Source organism: Photorhabdus akhurstii (assembly GCF_018448925.1).
GTDB lineage: Bacteria > Pseudomonadota > Gammaproteobacteria > Enterobacterales > Enterobacteriaceae > Photorhabdus > Photorhabdus akhurstii.
Window position 1 is genome coordinate 381,802 of record NZ_RCWE01000001.1, and the last position, 15,697, is coordinate 397,498.

Annotated in this window: 10 protein-coding genes and 2 pseudogenes; 7 read left to right on the forward strand and 5 right to left on the reverse strand. The window is 42.5% G+C overall.

Annotated features, from left to right (window positions below):
• Positions 1-1,179 precede the first annotated feature (1,179 nt).
• The 4 genes from EAE93_RS01695 (at position 1,180) to EAE93_RS01710 (ending at position 7,640) form a co-directional block, all read left to right on the forward strand.
• On the forward strand, positions 1,180-3,177 hold the full coding sequence (locus EAE93_RS01695) for a dehydrogenase E1 component subunit alpha/beta (protein ID WP_214038940.1): 1,998 nt from the start codon (positions 1,180-1,182) through the stop codon (positions 3,175-3,177).
• A gap of 9 nt (positions 3,178-3,186) precedes the next feature.
• Complete coding sequence (locus tag EAE93_RS01700; RefSeq protein WP_214038941.1) at positions 3,187-4,740, forward strand: biotin/lipoyl-containing protein; 1,554 nt, start codon at positions 3,187-3,189, stop codon at positions 4,738-4,740.
• Entirely contained in the window at positions 4,733-6,583 is a 1,851-nt protein-coding gene (locus EAE93_RS01705) for a type I polyketide synthase (RefSeq protein ID WP_036807360.1), read from the forward strand. The genes EAE93_RS01700 and EAE93_RS01705 overlap by 8 nt, the downstream gene beginning before the upstream one ends.
• Before the next feature lie 634 nt (positions 6,584-7,217).
• Positions 7,218-7,640, forward strand: a complete 423-nt coding sequence (locus EAE93_RS01710) for a cupin domain-containing protein (RefSeq protein ID WP_036775759.1) — start codon at positions 7,218-7,220, stop codon at positions 7,638-7,640.
• Positions 7,641-8,029: 389 nt separating this feature from the next.
• On the opposite strand, the pseudogene EAE93_RS24270 reads toward EAE93_RS01710, so the two are convergent.
• The 5 genes and pseudogenes from EAE93_RS24270 to EAE93_RS01730 all read right to left on the reverse strand — a co-directional run.
• Positions 8,030-8,201 (reverse strand): annotated as a pseudogene (locus EAE93_RS24270) (IS982 family transposase); the annotation flags it as partial.
• 186 nt (positions 8,202-8,387) lie between these two features.
• On the reverse strand, positions 8,388-8,645 hold the full coding sequence (locus EAE93_RS01715; protein ID WP_040152392.1) for a colicin E3-like toxin immunity protein: 258 nt from the start codon (positions 8,643-8,645) through the stop codon (positions 8,388-8,390).
• A gap of 232 nt (positions 8,646-8,877) precedes the next feature.
• A complete protein-coding gene (locus EAE93_RS01720) occupies positions 8,878-9,111 on the reverse strand; it encodes a hypothetical protein (RefSeq protein WP_052740038.1) in 234 nt (77 codons plus the stop codon).
• Between the two features lie 279 nt (positions 9,112-9,390).
• A complete protein-coding gene (locus EAE93_RS01725) occupies positions 9,391-9,591 on the reverse strand; it encodes a CPCC family cysteine-rich protein (RefSeq protein ID WP_415186270.1) in 201 nt (66 codons plus the stop codon).
• Positions 9,576-11,144 (reverse strand): annotated as a pseudogene (locus tag EAE93_RS01730) (S-type pyocin domain-containing protein). The gene EAE93_RS01725 and the pseudogene EAE93_RS01730 overlap by 16 nt, the downstream one beginning before the upstream one ends.
• Before the next feature lie 305 nt (positions 11,145-11,449).
• On the opposite strand from EAE93_RS01730, the gene flhB reads away from it, so the two are divergent.
• From flhB to EAE93_RS01745, 3 genes are all read left to right on the forward strand, one after another.
• Positions 11,450-12,601 (forward strand): flagellar biosynthesis protein FlhB, encoded by a 1,152-nt coding sequence (gene flhB / locus EAE93_RS01735; protein WP_036807372.1) that lies wholly within the window; start codon positions 11,450-11,452, stop codon positions 12,599-12,601.
• Complete coding sequence (flhA, locus tag EAE93_RS01740; RefSeq protein WP_214038942.1) at positions 12,594-14,675, forward strand: flagellar biosynthesis protein FlhA; 2,082 nt, start codon at positions 12,594-12,596, stop codon at positions 14,673-14,675. The genes flhB and flhA overlap by 8 nt, the downstream gene beginning before the upstream one ends.
• A gap of 368 nt (positions 14,676-15,043) precedes the next feature.
• Entirely contained in the window at positions 15,044-15,409 is a 366-nt protein-coding gene (locus EAE93_RS01745; protein ID WP_040152400.1) for a hypothetical protein, read from the forward strand.
• Positions 15,410-15,697 lie beyond the last annotated feature (288 nt).

Here is a 15,697-nt window from a genome sequence, read left to right on the forward strand (position 1 = left end):
AGCCGTTGTTATTTAAAAATGAGAAAGAGTTTTTGAAGTGGAAATAATCGCATGAATTAATCATTTTACAAAGTGTGAAAATGATATTTCTTTATTATCATTTTTTTAATTTATTATTTGAATGATTGATAATATATTCAAAGGGTTATGAAATATATTTTTATATGTTGATATCCTACTAATTGCATTATAATATCAGCGCTGTTTGGGATGATAAATTCATAATAATCATATAGTTAAATTTTTTGGTGCCCTTTTTGTGATCATTCCCGCATTACTACAATTTTTTTTATGATAAAACATAGGAGATAATAAGCTAAATTTTAATAAAATATCAGGATTGATGCTGGATGATTTCGTCAATTCAGCTTTATCTATTGTTTGATATGAGGAGGTCATTATTGATATTCATCACAAAACATAATGAATTCTAATGTGAACATAAAGTCTCAAGTTCGATTGATATAATACGTGTTATTATTGAGGCTATGTCTTGGTTAAACATAAAAATACCTAATGAAGAGCTTGTCGAAAAAATCTGATCACTAAAATAATTTAGCAAAGTAATGAATTATTCCTATGTCTTATCATTGCAGGATTTAAAGACAGGGTTTTAAAGAACTGGTAAGAGCCTGTTTTTTAATTGTATTAGTTGTATTGTATTAACTGTATTGTAATCATGGAAATGCCGATGTTTGTTGGCCCTGCTCTTAACGAATGGCTGTTGTTCATCGGTTGGAGTTTTTTAAATGGTGTCACATTATGTTCAGGACAATGCTAAAAATTTAGGGAATACCATGACAGCCGGAACCATTTATGGTTATGGAGATAATTTTTCCCCCCATGTTAGGTGTATATACCCTATGGATTTCAAGATGCATCGCGACGGCAAGGGAGCGAATCCCCGGGAGCATAGCAAACTATGTGACCGGGGTGAGTGAATGCAGCCAACAAAGAGGCAACTTGAAAGATGACGGGTATAAACGTAATTAAAAATTGTGACCGTATACCTCTATCTTTTGCAATTCGTGTAGGCAATAACCCTACGTTCGCTTCTTTTATCGGGATCTATAGTCTCTCAAGTAATCATGAACGGGACTACCCCGTGTTCGCTTTTTTATCAAGCATTAAGCGCAATAACGACAACTACCACGTTAACTATTTGTGAGGAAAAAGAGAGTGATAGACGTACAGATCAATGAAGTACCTCTTAAGGAACACAGCCCTTCAATGGATAACTGTCTGGATGAACAAAAGTTACTTTATGACATGCTGCTGTCACGGGAATTTGATAATCGTAGTGCGATAGTCACACGACAAGGCCGAGCTTGGTTCCATGTATCGGCTGCTGGACATGAAGGGCTGGCAGTACTGCCGCAGCTTATGGAAAAGAATGATGTGCTGGTTCCTTACTATCGTGATCGGGCATTAGTATTAGCGCGTGGTATGTCTATTACTGAAATGACAAGGGAACTGATGGGAAAGGGTACTTCTCACTCAGCCGGCCGCACCATGTCGAATCATTTTTGTTCCAAAGAGCATAATATCTTCTCGGTAGTCAGCCTGACGGGAACCCAATGTATTCCTGCGGCTGGCGCTGCTTGGGCAAGCGCGTTGGACAATAAAAATGGGCTTGTCGTGTGTGGTGTCGGCGATGCGGCGACCCGGCAGGGAGAATTTTATGAAGCGGTCAGCTTTGCGGTTGAAAGGCGTTTGCCAGTCGTTTTTGTGGTTTCCGATAATAAATTGGGTATTAGTACCTCGACGGAGAAGATGGCTCCGTATCGATTGGGAATATTTAACGAGTGTTGGATTCGCCGTGTTGATGCTCGTAAGCCGGAGACTTTGTTTCCTGTCGCACAAGAGGTATTCAATAAGGCGCGCTTTGAGCGGACTCCCTGCATATTGGTTTGTCGTATGGATCGGTTGGATTCTCATTCCAACTCAGATTCTCACAAACTGTACCGTACCCAAGATGAACTGGAAACACTACAGGACCCTATTGAAAATTATGTCGCCTATTTGAAGGAAAAGGGGGCGATTACTGAGCAAGCGCTGGCTGAACAAAAAGAGCGCATTAAAGCTGATGTCGCGGAAATATTTGAGCGTGTTTATCACGAGGAAGAGCCTGATCCGGCAAGTGTCAGTACCTATTTGTGTAATCGTGAAAGCGCTCCTGTTGTACATGTTGAGATGGAAGCCGAAGAAACGCAGTTTAAAGCGGTGAATCAGGTTTTGGACGAGGCGTTGAGCCAGAATCCGAAAGTGCTGATATTTGGTGAGGATATTGAAGACCCTAAAGGGGGTGTTTTTGGTTTCACCCGTGGCTTATCCACTCGCTATCCTGATCGCGTTATGAATGCTCCCCTTTCAGAAGCCACGATTATTGGCTCATCGGTTGGGTTATCCGCCTGTGGTTGGCGTCCGATTGTCGAACTGCAATTTATTGACTTTGTTGGATTAGGTCTCAATCAGTTACAGTCGCAGCTTGGCACTTTAAGTTGGAGAACGGTAGGGAAGTGGCGCTGTCCGGTGGTGATATATGCGCCTTATGGCGCTTATCTCCCAGGAGGCGGTATATGGCACAGCCAAAGCTCGGACGGTATCCTGGCGCATATTCCCGGTATTAATGTTATGGTTCCAACGACACCGGCTGATACCGTCGCATTGTTCCGTACCGCGTTAAGTCTGGACATGCCGAGTCTGATCTTGATTCCTAAACACCTTATGAGAGAGCGCCATGAGCGTCGGTTGGTGACGCCTGTGTCGCTTGGGCAGGCAAATATCGTCAGGGCAGGAAAGGATATTACACTGGTTGCTTGGGGAAATACTATTCAGCTTGCGACGATGGCGGCTCTTCAAGCGGAAAAAGACAATATTGACATTGAAGTGATTGAATTGCGTAGTCTGGTACCTTGGGATAAACAACGGATTGCGGAATCTTTGCGCAAAACCGGGCGGCTTATCGTTGTGCAAGAGGATACCCGGACGGCCAGTGTTGGGGCATCTATTATTGCTGATCTTTTGGATGAGAATGACAATTTCTTCTCTTTACTGGCCCCTCCGCGCCTGGTGACGCGTGAAGATATTCATATTCCTTTTAATCCTTGTTTAGAGAAAGCTGTTTTACCCGGCACGGATGACATTTTAGCTTCCGTCTATGCGGTAATGAGCTAAGGAGAACTTATGGCACAGTTGTTTATTCCCCCGATGGGAGAAGGAACCACGGAAGTCGTCATCATCCAGTTACTTAAGCAGGTGGGAGATCATGTCAAGCGTGATGAGCCTGTTTATGAAATGGAGACGGATAAGGCTGCCTTTACCATTGAGTCTGATGTTGAAGGGATCTTGGAAAAATGGTTGGCTGCGGAAAATGATATTATCCCTGTTGGAGCGCCTATTGCAGTCATTAGGGCCGTCGGTGAGGCGGCAGAGCCTTCCCCGGTCAGTGAAGAGTTAACGCCTCCGCCGGAGAAAGTGAAGGAAGTAGAAAAAGTAGAGCAAGTAGAGACTGTTCCTGAGGTATCTGCTCCTCCTGCGCGTATTCCGCCAAAAACCCGTCAATACGCACAAGAACACCAAATTGAGCCGCACATTCTTAATCAACTGGCGGAAAAATATGGCACATTATTGCCAAGCCATATAGATGATTACCTTCAACAGCACCGCGAAACTAAGATATCAGAAGAAACCAGGCCATCAGAAAAAAGCAATGCAGAAGATAGCAATGTCGGTTTTCTGTCAAGAGATCAGCAGCGTCTTAATCGTGCAATACGGCTGAATAGTGCTGCCGTACAGCCGTGCTGGGCAGCTAAACCCTTATCGATTGAACTTGTTGATAACGCCATTCATCATTTAACGGAGACTTCCGGGCAGCAAGAGTGGATAACGCCATTTCAGGTCATCACTTATGCGATTTCTCAGGCATTGAAAAAATTCCCAATGTTGCGTTCAAGACCGCTTGATCAAGAGCGCTATCACACTTATACGGATATCAACCTGGGTATTGCTTTTCTGGATGAAAAAGGCGATTTGAGTTCATTAAAGGTACCGAAAACACAGACAATGGACTTTTTTGAGTTCAGACAGCATCTAAATAGCGTACTTGATCCAGATGCGGAAAAACTGCCTGTCGATGTTGATGTTCCTATGATGGTCTCATATACCGGCAACGATGGCGCCACCTTTGCCGTACCGGTTATTGTGCCGCCTTCCCAGTCAACATTGTTCATTGGCGCTCCTCACAACAAAGAGATGAACCTCGTTCTGGCGTTTAATCACTATCTGCTTAATGGGGTCGAGGCGTCTGAGTTTCTGACCGAGATTATTGCTCAGGTTCGTACTCTGTCTGGATCACGATCGATTGCGCATCAGATAGAAGCTAAACCGGTTAAATCGGTTGCTGGGCAGTTACGTACGCTGCTGGCGGATTTCCTGAATTGGGATGAAGATTTCACGGAATCAATGATGCAGCGCACTTGGGCTGATTTAGGTATTGATTCGCTCAAGGCAGTCAAACTTGCAGAGCGGATGTCAGTGCATTTTCGTCGAAAATTATCGCCAACGCTGTTCTGGCGTTATAGCTCGCCACATCGATTGATTGAATATCTTGACACAGCCAAAACTGAACTGACTGAGAATAAACATTCCTTAGATGACTTTATTAATGCGATGCGAGGTCTTGACGGCGAAGCAGCATTAAGGTTACAGCGCCTCATAGAAGGAGGAAAGCGTGGATAATCTGCATCACATATATCATTCGCTTAGCCCGGATGAACAACGGATAGCTAAATCCGCCTTGTTGGAACATTTAAGTTCCATTACCCCCTCGGTAAGTAGTGTGGGTGATACGAAACAGATGCCTGTTGCTATTGTGGGCATGGCTTTCCGACTTCCTGGGGCGGAAGATTCACCGGAACAAATGTGGGAGATCTTAAGAGCCGGACACAGTGTAATAAAAGAGATTCCAGAGCAGCGGTTTGCATCTGGAAAACCTTACGTCATTCCATTGCCGAAAAAAGCCTTAAAAGCCGGGTTGCTTGAGAGTATTGATGGTTTTGATGCGCCATTCTTTGGCATTTCTCCGCGAGTCGCGGCCATGATGGACCCGCAACAGAGAATGCTGTTGGAGCTGACCTGGCAGGCGATCGAAGATAGTGGTGCTAATCCGCTTGGCTATTCAGGATCAAAGACGGGTGTTTTTATTGGTTCGTGCAGTAATGATTACCGTGAACTGGTTGCGGCCGATATGGCGATGGCAAATGCTTATGCAACGCCAGGGACACTGAATTGCCTGCTGGCTAACAGATTGTCATTTTATTACAACTTTATTGGTCCGAGTTTACAAATTGATACTGCGTGTTCAAGTGGATTGACAGCACTGACACTCGCGGTGAATTCATTGCGTTCTGGGGAGTGCCAACAGGCGATCGTTGGCAGTGTTAACCTATTGAGCAACACATTCAACATGGCTGCTTATTACCGAGCGGGAATGTTATCTAAAGATGGTTGTTGCAGGGTTTTTGACGCAGATGCTAATGGTTTTGTCCGTGGTGAAGGGGCCGTGTGTCTGTTCTTGAAAACGCAAAAACAGGCATTAGAGGATCGAGATCCTATTTATGGATACGTTCGGGCATCGGCGGTCAATCATGGCGGGCGTGCTAATTCACTGACTTCACCTAACCCTGAACAGCAAATTGCGTTGGTCAAGGATTGCTTGCAACAGGCTGGCGTCTCTGCGGAGCAAATCAGTTACCTTGAAGCACATGGAACAGGAACCTCATTGGGTGATCCCATAGAGTTCAATGCGCTTAATGAGATCTTTAATCGCGATGAATCAAGAGAAACGCTACAACCTTGTTATATCGGCTCAGTAAAAGCCAACATTGGGCATTTAGAAGGTGCTGCGGGGTTAGCGGGTATTGTTAAAGTTCTATTAATGTTGCAGCATAAATCCATTGTGCCTTGCGCCGCGTTTCAGCGCTTGAACCCTGAAATTGATAGTGTGGATTCGCGCTTACAACTGGCGACAGAGGAAAATCCTTGGCGGGTAGGGGCAGGGCAAAAGCGTTTCGCTGGACTCAGCTCTTTCGGATTGGGTGGCAGCAATTCCCACGTCATTCTGGAGGAGGCGCCAACGCAAGCGCCGCAACAGATTAAAGCCAATTTGGAGGGGTATTATTATCCCATCTCGGCTAATAGCCAGGCATCGTTACAAAAGATGGTGGCTATGCTAGGGGATTTTATTGAGAACGATGAAAACATTGAGCTGCCAGCGGTTAGCTGGACATTACAGTTTGGCAGGGCAGCGTTACCCCATCGAGCACTGTTTGTTGCCACATCACGACAGGATCTGCTGAGGCAGCTACGGGATTTTGCTTCGTCTACGTCAACTAAAGAAGATCAATGGCTTCATATGGCAGAGGACGACTCTCGATTCTTATGGTTACAAGGTCAGGATGTAGATTGGCGTACCTGTTGGCCTTCCGGGCAGAAACCGTTGCGTATTCGGTTGCCCAAATATGCTTTTGAACATCGGCATTACTGGTTACCGCACAATGAAACTGTGGTTGCAAAACAGTAGGCAGTGAAGCGGAACAGAAAAACCAGAGAACATAGTGGAAACCCCACAATCTCGAAAGAGGTTGTGGGGTTTGTTTTGTTTGTCTTATGTTCCGATTTGCATTGAAAGAGGAGCCTCGGCGGATTTGGCTAAGAAATTAGTATTTAATTTAATTAAAACGATGCTCAAGCAGTTAAAGGGTATTTTTATAATGAATATTTTAGTTGCTGTACTAAAATAAAGAAATTGCGTTTATACATCTTTAAAATAGTTATTTTTAGTGAGGGTTAAGGTTAATTTAATTAGTTTCATTATTGTCCTGGCTTAATAATGTAATTAACCTAATTTTTGGTTGGTATTATTTTAAACTTAGGTTATCTTCTACAAAGATATTTAAAATAATCGTTTTTCAGTGATTGTTATCACAAAGTGAATATTTGTAAAATACTACTATGGAATTACATATTTCTGTTTGATATATTGTTAATAACCAGTTAGTTTCTTTATCGATATAATTTTTTGATGATTGAAATTTTACTGGGAAATATTATTTATTTATTTATTTGATAAAGAGATAGTGTTATTTCAATTAATAAAGAGAGATGATAGTTACTTTAAAATAAAATCTTATTTATAGAGATAAAAGGAAAGTAATATGGAATTTATTAAAAATAGATTTTGTCACTGGAACGGTGAACATCTCGTTGTCGATACAATGGCTAGAAGTCATAAAATGGTAAACAGCATGGGAACGGGCGAGGGATTAGTTTCGTTTGATGGCTTTGGTGCTGATCTAATTCGTTTCAGCAAAGATGAAGGGATGCAGAATCATACTCACTTAGGGCATCATATCTTATTTGTCCTCTCAGGAACGGGTTATGTTATTTATGCGGGTGAAAAGCATAAAATAGAACCTGGAGTTTGTTATTTTGTGAATGGACAAATAGATCACGCGATTAAAGCAACTAGCGATTTGGTTATGCTTGTTGTCGGTAATAATCATTGTGCGGTTGATTCGCAAGATAGGACGACGCTGGTGCCATATAGAGAAGGAACCCCAGAAGAATTAAAGGTTTAACTTGGGATAAATTGAATTAAGCATATGCTAGTGCTTGGTGAGTTGCGAGAATGCCATGATATTCTGCCAGAGATAAAGTATCTAAGATTATATTCATGAAGATAATTATAGATCAGGACAAGTAATTTGAGTGATAAAAGGATTATATAAGATTTTTCAATTAATATATATGAGCATCTCATGAAGGGGATCAGGTACTAGCCTATGAAATATGAAATTTACTGAAAATAAAATGGAGAAATATATTAGAGATAATGTTTGTTGTAATGATAACGGTGAAAAGGACTATTGAAATTATTTTAATCTAATATTCAAATTGGAAAATAATTTCAATGAGTGGTAGTAATGAGTTTCGAAATGGAAATTAGCTTAAATAACCTGAGCTCTGGTTAAGCTGTTACTAACATATCCATTTCTAAGCAGGAAATATTCAGTGACTTTGTTCTCTTTGTGACAATAAGTTATCTGTCGCCCTAACACATTTAACATTAATCCTTGCACACTACAGTGTCGTGAATGTTCTATCTGAGAAATATTGGGTATCCGTATTTGGGGATTGATGAACCAACTAAAGGATTCCCTTTCTCGATATTTATATCCCGTATTTAATAGTTGAGTAGTGTCAGTCTCAGTGCTACGGTGAATATGAGGCTATTATCTCAATTGAAACTTTGGAGGTCATGGAAGGCTCATTGCCCAAACGAGCAAAGGTATTGATAGCTATCATACTATCCGCTGAATCTCTGTTTACCACAAATCGCGATAATCAAAAGAGATTTGATAGTCATAAGCTGATAAATCAATTTGATGCCTGAAATAGGTCTGTAGAATACTCACCCATTTAGATTCCACATCAAAGCCGCCGTTATTGATATTACTTTCTGTTGATATGCCTAATCCACTAACCATAATATCAGCATCATCTTCAAAATCTTTGGAATATTCACATCCTTCCCCTAATTCTGTTTGTTTATCAAACCACTCCAATCTTAATTTTAATCCCATTATATATGCCTCACAAATATTGTCTAATATTTCCCCTTTTGATAGCAGGGTTTAACTCTTCCCAGTCTTATAATCTATGAACTTTTCAATCTGTTAACTAATGAATTGGCTCTTCAAGAAAAACCATCTCTTTTATTGACTACCAACGTAATTCTGAGGTGAGTAAAAAAGTCAAAGATTCAACCTGTTCAGTGGAATCATTAAGAAAAAGGACGTCAAGGTTGTCATAATATCAATCACCATTCATCAACGGCTCAAATAAGATTGCATGTACACGGAGGTCAGGCCGATAAAGAAAGCGAATTTCTGCCTTTGGATATTGATCATTCAGCTTACGAATATAGGCATCAAAGCCACCTATTAGGCCAATTACCGGAATTCGTTTCGGACCACTGCTAGAATCCGGTTCTCCCATCAATTCTCTAACAGTAATTTTATCCATTTGATGAAAAAGTGGAGTTGGCATCTCACCACAAGATATTATTCTTGAAATCAGCTTTATATACTTATTTCCGGTATATTATTCTAGTTCGTTTTTTTAATTCCATCTTACATACTCTCTCATTCTTACAGAGTTTATTATAGTTATAACTGAGCTCTGCTGGTCGCAGAACTCAGTCCTTATAAGTCACTATTTTTTATTGATAATGTTATGCGAATAATTCATTTGATAGTAATTTCATATAAATATTAATCACTTACAAGAAAAGCAATGAAATACTACAAAGAATATTTGACTCCAAAATCAATCTTTCTTTGAGAGATAGAGTTTTTTCGCATCTTCTAAACTCATAGAATTAGCGCCTCCTGAAAAATGTGGGTCTGCTGATTGAACAGGATCATCCTCCCAATTACATATCGGACATATTTCATATTCGCCTAAACGCTCGATTGTCCGTTTACCACAACATGGACAAGTGTTATATCCCATCATTGTCTGTTCCAATATTCTATTCCTCTTTCCGGTTTAAACATTGTCCTGGGAATACCATCTTTGCTCTTTGACGCAAATGTGTTCGAAAGTGGATGATAAAAAATTTCATCACCATTTGCTCTCTTTTTCCTCAAGGTTCCATTAGGAGGATTATTAACAAAGTCATGAGTAGCATCAACATATTCTTTGGAGTTTTTGAGTTCAGGAAATTCATGCTTATGTTTTTCCCAATGATTATATGCATTTGATACAGGTAGTAATTTCTTTGTTTTAGTCCAAATCTGAGTGTCCTTATTTTTACTCAAATACACATACACCGGTGGCATATTCGGGATGGGGAGTATCAGAATATAATCCCGAAAATCCTTCTCTTCCGGCATTGGCAACGATTCAATATCGCTGCCGACTTTATCCGGGATCGGCAATACGGTTATCTGCGACGGAATAAACGGCTGTTCCTCATTCCCGGTATGGGGTGGAACTTTGAATTCCTGCTCATTTGGTGTCCATAAAATCGTTGGCCGGTGTTCTCCCGGTTCCCAGAACTCGTAATTACCGGTGGCCGGATTCAGTTTCATCATATGAACCGGCACCTTATCCAGACCACTTTCCGGGCTGACGTGATACCCCTGAACTGTCATCCTGCCGCTTTCTTCATCTCTGATCCAGCGAAAACGGACACGGGTCGGTGCTTTACCATACTGACTGGCAATTTCACTAAGATGATATTCGTTTAAGTAATCCTCCTCACCTTCATTTAGTCCCGATGAATAAAACAGCCCCATTAGTCCGACTGTCAATGGATTCGGCGCCGCCAGCCAGCGCCCGGCACTGCTAGTGCCACCGCCAATGTAACGCATCACTAGCGTTTCGCCATCCGCCACCGCGCTGCGAGTCGTTGCAGCTACAGCAGTCGCAGCGGCTTCGGCCTTATCTTTGCTGTCGCTAAACCACCGTTTATACCAAGGTAACTTTTTATCCTGCGGCTTATCCGGTTCTGGTGGGTGTTTCTTGCCTTACGGAGGTTGTTCAGGCTTTGGTTCCGTGACTGGCGCGGGTGATGATTGAACCTGATATATCGCCATCCTACCGAAATTATTTGCCGGTTCTGTTTCTGTACCGGCATCGGTACAGCCTTTGCCCCGCTGGCGGGATTTGGCAAATACCGGGATCGGTGGAGGCGGTGCCTGTGTCACCGGTGGAGATGTGTGCTGAACTGTTGTCGCTTCCTTCACCGGTGACGAGAAGTTTTGCGCTGTCATATGAGCAGGTTGTTGACGAGGTTGTTCCTGCTTCTCGTAGCTGTCCATAACCGAGTTAATAAACCTGGCCCGACAAGGGCAGGTACTCACGCTGTCCAGTGTGCCGGCTAATCGTTGCCCCATATCAAACATGTCGGATATGCCGCCGACAATTGTGTAAGTACCGGGATGTTTACCACAGGTAACTTTATCCCCTTCACGTGCGGTTGCCCGCCCGTTAAATGTCATGGTGTGATCACCAGTAATAATCTGTCCGCCGCAGGTGGTTTTGTCACCAACGAGCAGGTAATACCCTATTGCCATCTGCTTCACTTCCCCTTTGACTAACCACATTAATCTTTTGTTTAACTAAAATAATTACCGTATCGTTACAACTTAAAAGGTAATAATTGATCAGTAATGCAATATATTTGAGTTAAAGAGATATAGAAAAGTTCAGAAATTAATGAAAATAAAATCGAATTTTTTGCGGCTAGCTCTATCCCGCAAATACCCGGTCAAATTTCTCATTGTTCCAGCCATCGGATTTTTTCTCTTTTGTCATGCTAACCGCTATTTGATTCCATATTTTCTGAGCGATAGCGTTTAGGAATCTGACAAGGAAAGCCGTGGCCGAAGATAGCGATCTTGAGAAAACAGAAGAACCCACGCCCCATAAGCGGGAAAAAGCTCGAAAAGAGGGGCAGATAGCCCGCTCCAGAGAGCTGAGTTCTATCTTGATGTTGACCAGTGGCCTAAGTTTGCTCTGGATGAGTGGTCAGTCCATGACGCATGAATTGTCGTTGATGGTGTTTGAAGGGTTTAACTTTGATCACAGTATGGTCAGCAATGATAAACAGATGGTTCAACAGATTGGCAGGTTGCTGCAACAGGCTGTTTTGGCTTTGTTGCCGGTTTTTGCTGGATTAGTGTTAGTTGCATTAAGTGCGCCAGCGCTATTGGGTGGATTAGTGTTCAGTACCAAATCCATCAAATTTGATGCGAAAAAATTAAATCCCATTTCTGGCCTGAAACGTATTTTCTCAATGAATGCGTTAGCGGAATTATTCAAAGCACTACTTAAAGCGGGATTTGTCGGCATTGGCGCCGCTCTGTTTCTTTGGATGAATTGGCCCGACATGTTACGGCTGATAGCTCAACCGCCACTGTTGGCGCTGGATGATGCTATGCAAATGCTGATCTTCGCCGGTTATGTGGTTGTTTTCATGTTGATACCGATGGTGGCTTTTGATGTTGTTTACCAGATATACAGCCATTTGAAAAAACTGAGAATGACCCGGCAGGAAATAAAGGATGAATTTAAAGAACAAGAGGGGGACCCACATGTTAAAGCGCGTATCCGTCAGCAACAACGGGCGGCTGCCCGTCAGCGTATGATGGCGGATGTACCGAAAGCGGATGTGATTATCACCAACCCAACTCACTATGCTGTTGCGTTGAAATATGACGAAAAAGCGATGAGTGCGCCAAAAGTATTGGCGAAAGGGGCGGGGCTAATTGCTTTACGTATTAAGGAAATAGGTACAGAGAACCGCATTCCATTACTTGAGGCGCCGCCGCTTGCCAGAGCACTTTATCGTCACAGTGAAGTCGGCGGGCATATTCCCGCGACACTTTATGCAGCCGTCGCGGAAGTCATTGCTTGGGTCTATCAACTGAAACGTTGGAAACGGGAAGGCGGCTTGAAGCCGAAGAAACCTGAAAATCTGCCAGTGCCGCCAGCACTGGATTTTGCTGGAGAAAATAATCGTCATGGCTAATCTGGCCTCTATACTTCGTTTACCGGGCAATATGAAAGGCTCGCAATGGCAAATGCTTGCCGGGCCGGTATTGATCCTCTTGATTTTGTCGATGATGGTATTGCCATTGCCGCCATTCATGCTTGATTTGCTGTTTACATTTAACATAGCACTATCAATCATGGTGTTGCTGGTGGCGATGTTTACCCGGCGTACGCTGGATTTTGCCGCATTTCCGACCATTTTGCTGTTCTCCACGTTATTACGCTTATCTCTTAACGTAGCTTCAACCCGTATCATTCTATTGGAAGGGCATACTGGCTCTGCGGCGGCTGGGCGTGTTGTAGAAGCATTTGGTCACTTTCTGGTTGGTGGCAATTTCGCTATCGGGATTGTGGTATTTATCATTTTGGTATTGATTAACTTTATGGTCATTACTAAAGGTGCAGGGCGAATTGCCGAAGTGGGCGCCCGTTTTGTGTTGGATGGCATGCCAGGTAAACAGATGGCAATTGATGCCGATTTGAATGCCGGATTAATTGGTGAAGACGAAGCGAAGAAACGCCGGGCGGAAGTGACCCAGGAATCGGATTTTTATGGTTCGATGGATGGCGCCAGTAAGTTTGTGCGCGGCGACGCGATTGCCGGATTGATGATTTTGGTTATCAACGTCGTCGGCGGCTTAATTGTGGGTGTGGCTCAACATGGCATGAGTCTGGGGGACGCGGGAGAGACTTATACCCTGTTAACCATTGGTGATGGTCTGGTTGCACAGTTGCCTGCGCTGATTATTTCGACTGCGGCCGGTGTGATTGTTACCCGTGTAGCAACGGATCAGGATGTTGGTCAGCAGATGGTGACTCAACTGTTCAACAATCCCAGAGTAATGATGTTGAGTGCGGGGGTTCTCGGATTATTGGGTATGGTACCGGGAATGCCAAACTTTGTTTTCCTGTTATTTACCGCGGCATTGGCCGGTCTTGGCTGGTATCTATATCGTCGCGCTGATGCGCCGGTGGTAAATACAGAAAAACCAAAAATAGAAGAGCAACAACAGGCATCGGAGGCTTCATGGTCTGACGTTCAGCTTGAAGATCCTTTGGGTATGGAAGTGGGATATCGCCTGATCCCGATGGTTGATTTTCGGCAGAATGGTGAGTTATTGGGGCGAATCAGCGGCATTCGTAAGAAATTTGCCCAAGAGATGGGATACTTACCGCCGGTTGTTCATATCCGAGACAACCTTGAACTGGCTCCGGCGGGCTACCGTATTCTGATGAAAGGGGTAGAAATTGGTCGCGGTGAAGCGCATCCGGGACGTTGGCTGGCGATTAATCCCGGTGGCGCCGTAGGGGAATTGCAAGGTGATATCACAAAAGATCCCGCTTTTGGTCTGTCTGCGGTTTGGATTGATGACAGCCTCAGAGAACAAGCTCAGGTTCAGGGATATACTGTGGTTGCCGCCAGTACGGTTGTTGCGACCCATATGAATCACCTGTTGACGCAATATGCGAATGAGTTATTTGGTCGTCAGGAAGCGCAACAACTGTTTGAGCGAGTCAGTCAGGAGATGCCGAAACTGACGGAAGACTTTATTCCTGATGTTGTTAATCTGACAACCTTGCATAAGGTGCTGCAAAATCTGTTGTCCGAACAAGTACCCATCCGGGATATGCGGACGATTATTGAAACTTTGGCTGAACATGCGCCAGGGCAAACTGATCCCTATGAATTGACATCTTTGGTTAGAATCGCGCTTGGCCGAGCAATAGCTCAGCAGTGGTTCCCCGGTGCGCAGGAAATTCAGGTAATCGGATTGGATGCTGGCCTTGAACGTTTGTTAATTCAGGCGTTACAAAATGGCGGAGGTCTGGAACCGGGATTGGCGGATAACTTACAACGACAGGCGACGGAAGCACTACAACGTCAGGAAATGCTGGGCGCACCTCCGGTACTGTTGGTTAATCATGCATTACGCCCGCTGTTGTCGCGTTTCTTGCGTAGAACTTTGCCTCAATTAGTGGTTTTATCTAATCTTGAAATCAGTGATAACCGTCAAATTCGTATGACAGCGACCATTGGTGGTAACGGGTAGTTGTATCAATAGAATTAATTGTGGGTCATTTAAAAAATGGCCCACTTATAATCATCTTCCAATATTAATAGTCATTTTTAATCATCAAAATGAATAATATCAATGCCGGGTTCCCCTGGTTTAATATTAGCTTAATTATGACAGAGGCAAAATTAGAAGTGGATAAATAGGCTTAATAAAATAATTAACTAAAATCTCATTGTGATAATTATCACTTTTCTAATCATTATTAATTGATTTTTATGGTCTCCTTCTGATTGAGTTAAGTTATCAGTATTTTCCTTATTTTAATATGGCTGAACGGATATTGCATAGGTAATATCTAGCAGAAGTTTGGCAAAGTTAATTAATATGAATAAGGGGTTGTTATGATAAATAAAAAAGTGAGTGTTCTTGCAGGATTGTTTTTATCTTTAATTGCTGGAACAGGAGTAGCAGCTGAAAAAGCATCGGCTGATAAAATAGAGCAGGAAGCTGTTCCAGGCGATTTTACTTGTTTAAAATACCTGCCTGCTGACGGTGATTATACAGGAAAATTAGTTTATGCTTTTTCTGTAGATAACTGGGGCTATAATTGGTATTGGTTTGTGAGCTTAAACTCGGATGATTCGGGATGTGTAGGGATTGATAAAACCAGTGTAAGACATGATAATATTGCTTATGACGCCTTTGCTCAAAGTAAGATTTTAAAAATTAGAGTCAGTAAAAATCGTATAACAGGAATAGCTCAGTAATTTTATTCACTATTATTGATGATTTTATTTAAAATACTTTATCGCTAAACCAGTGCATTAATTGCGCTGGTTTTACGCTATGTTGATATAAATAATGGATATAATCTATATTTTATTTATTTCCAATATGCCTTTTACTTCAAATTAATAAATGATGATTTTATATCCTGGCTGATATTAAAAAATTTTCTAAATAGCTCAAAAACAGATCAAATCATACGGAGTGAGAATAATAAATAACGGGCTAAATAGTCGAATGTTGAATAAAAGAATGATAAAGGAAAGATA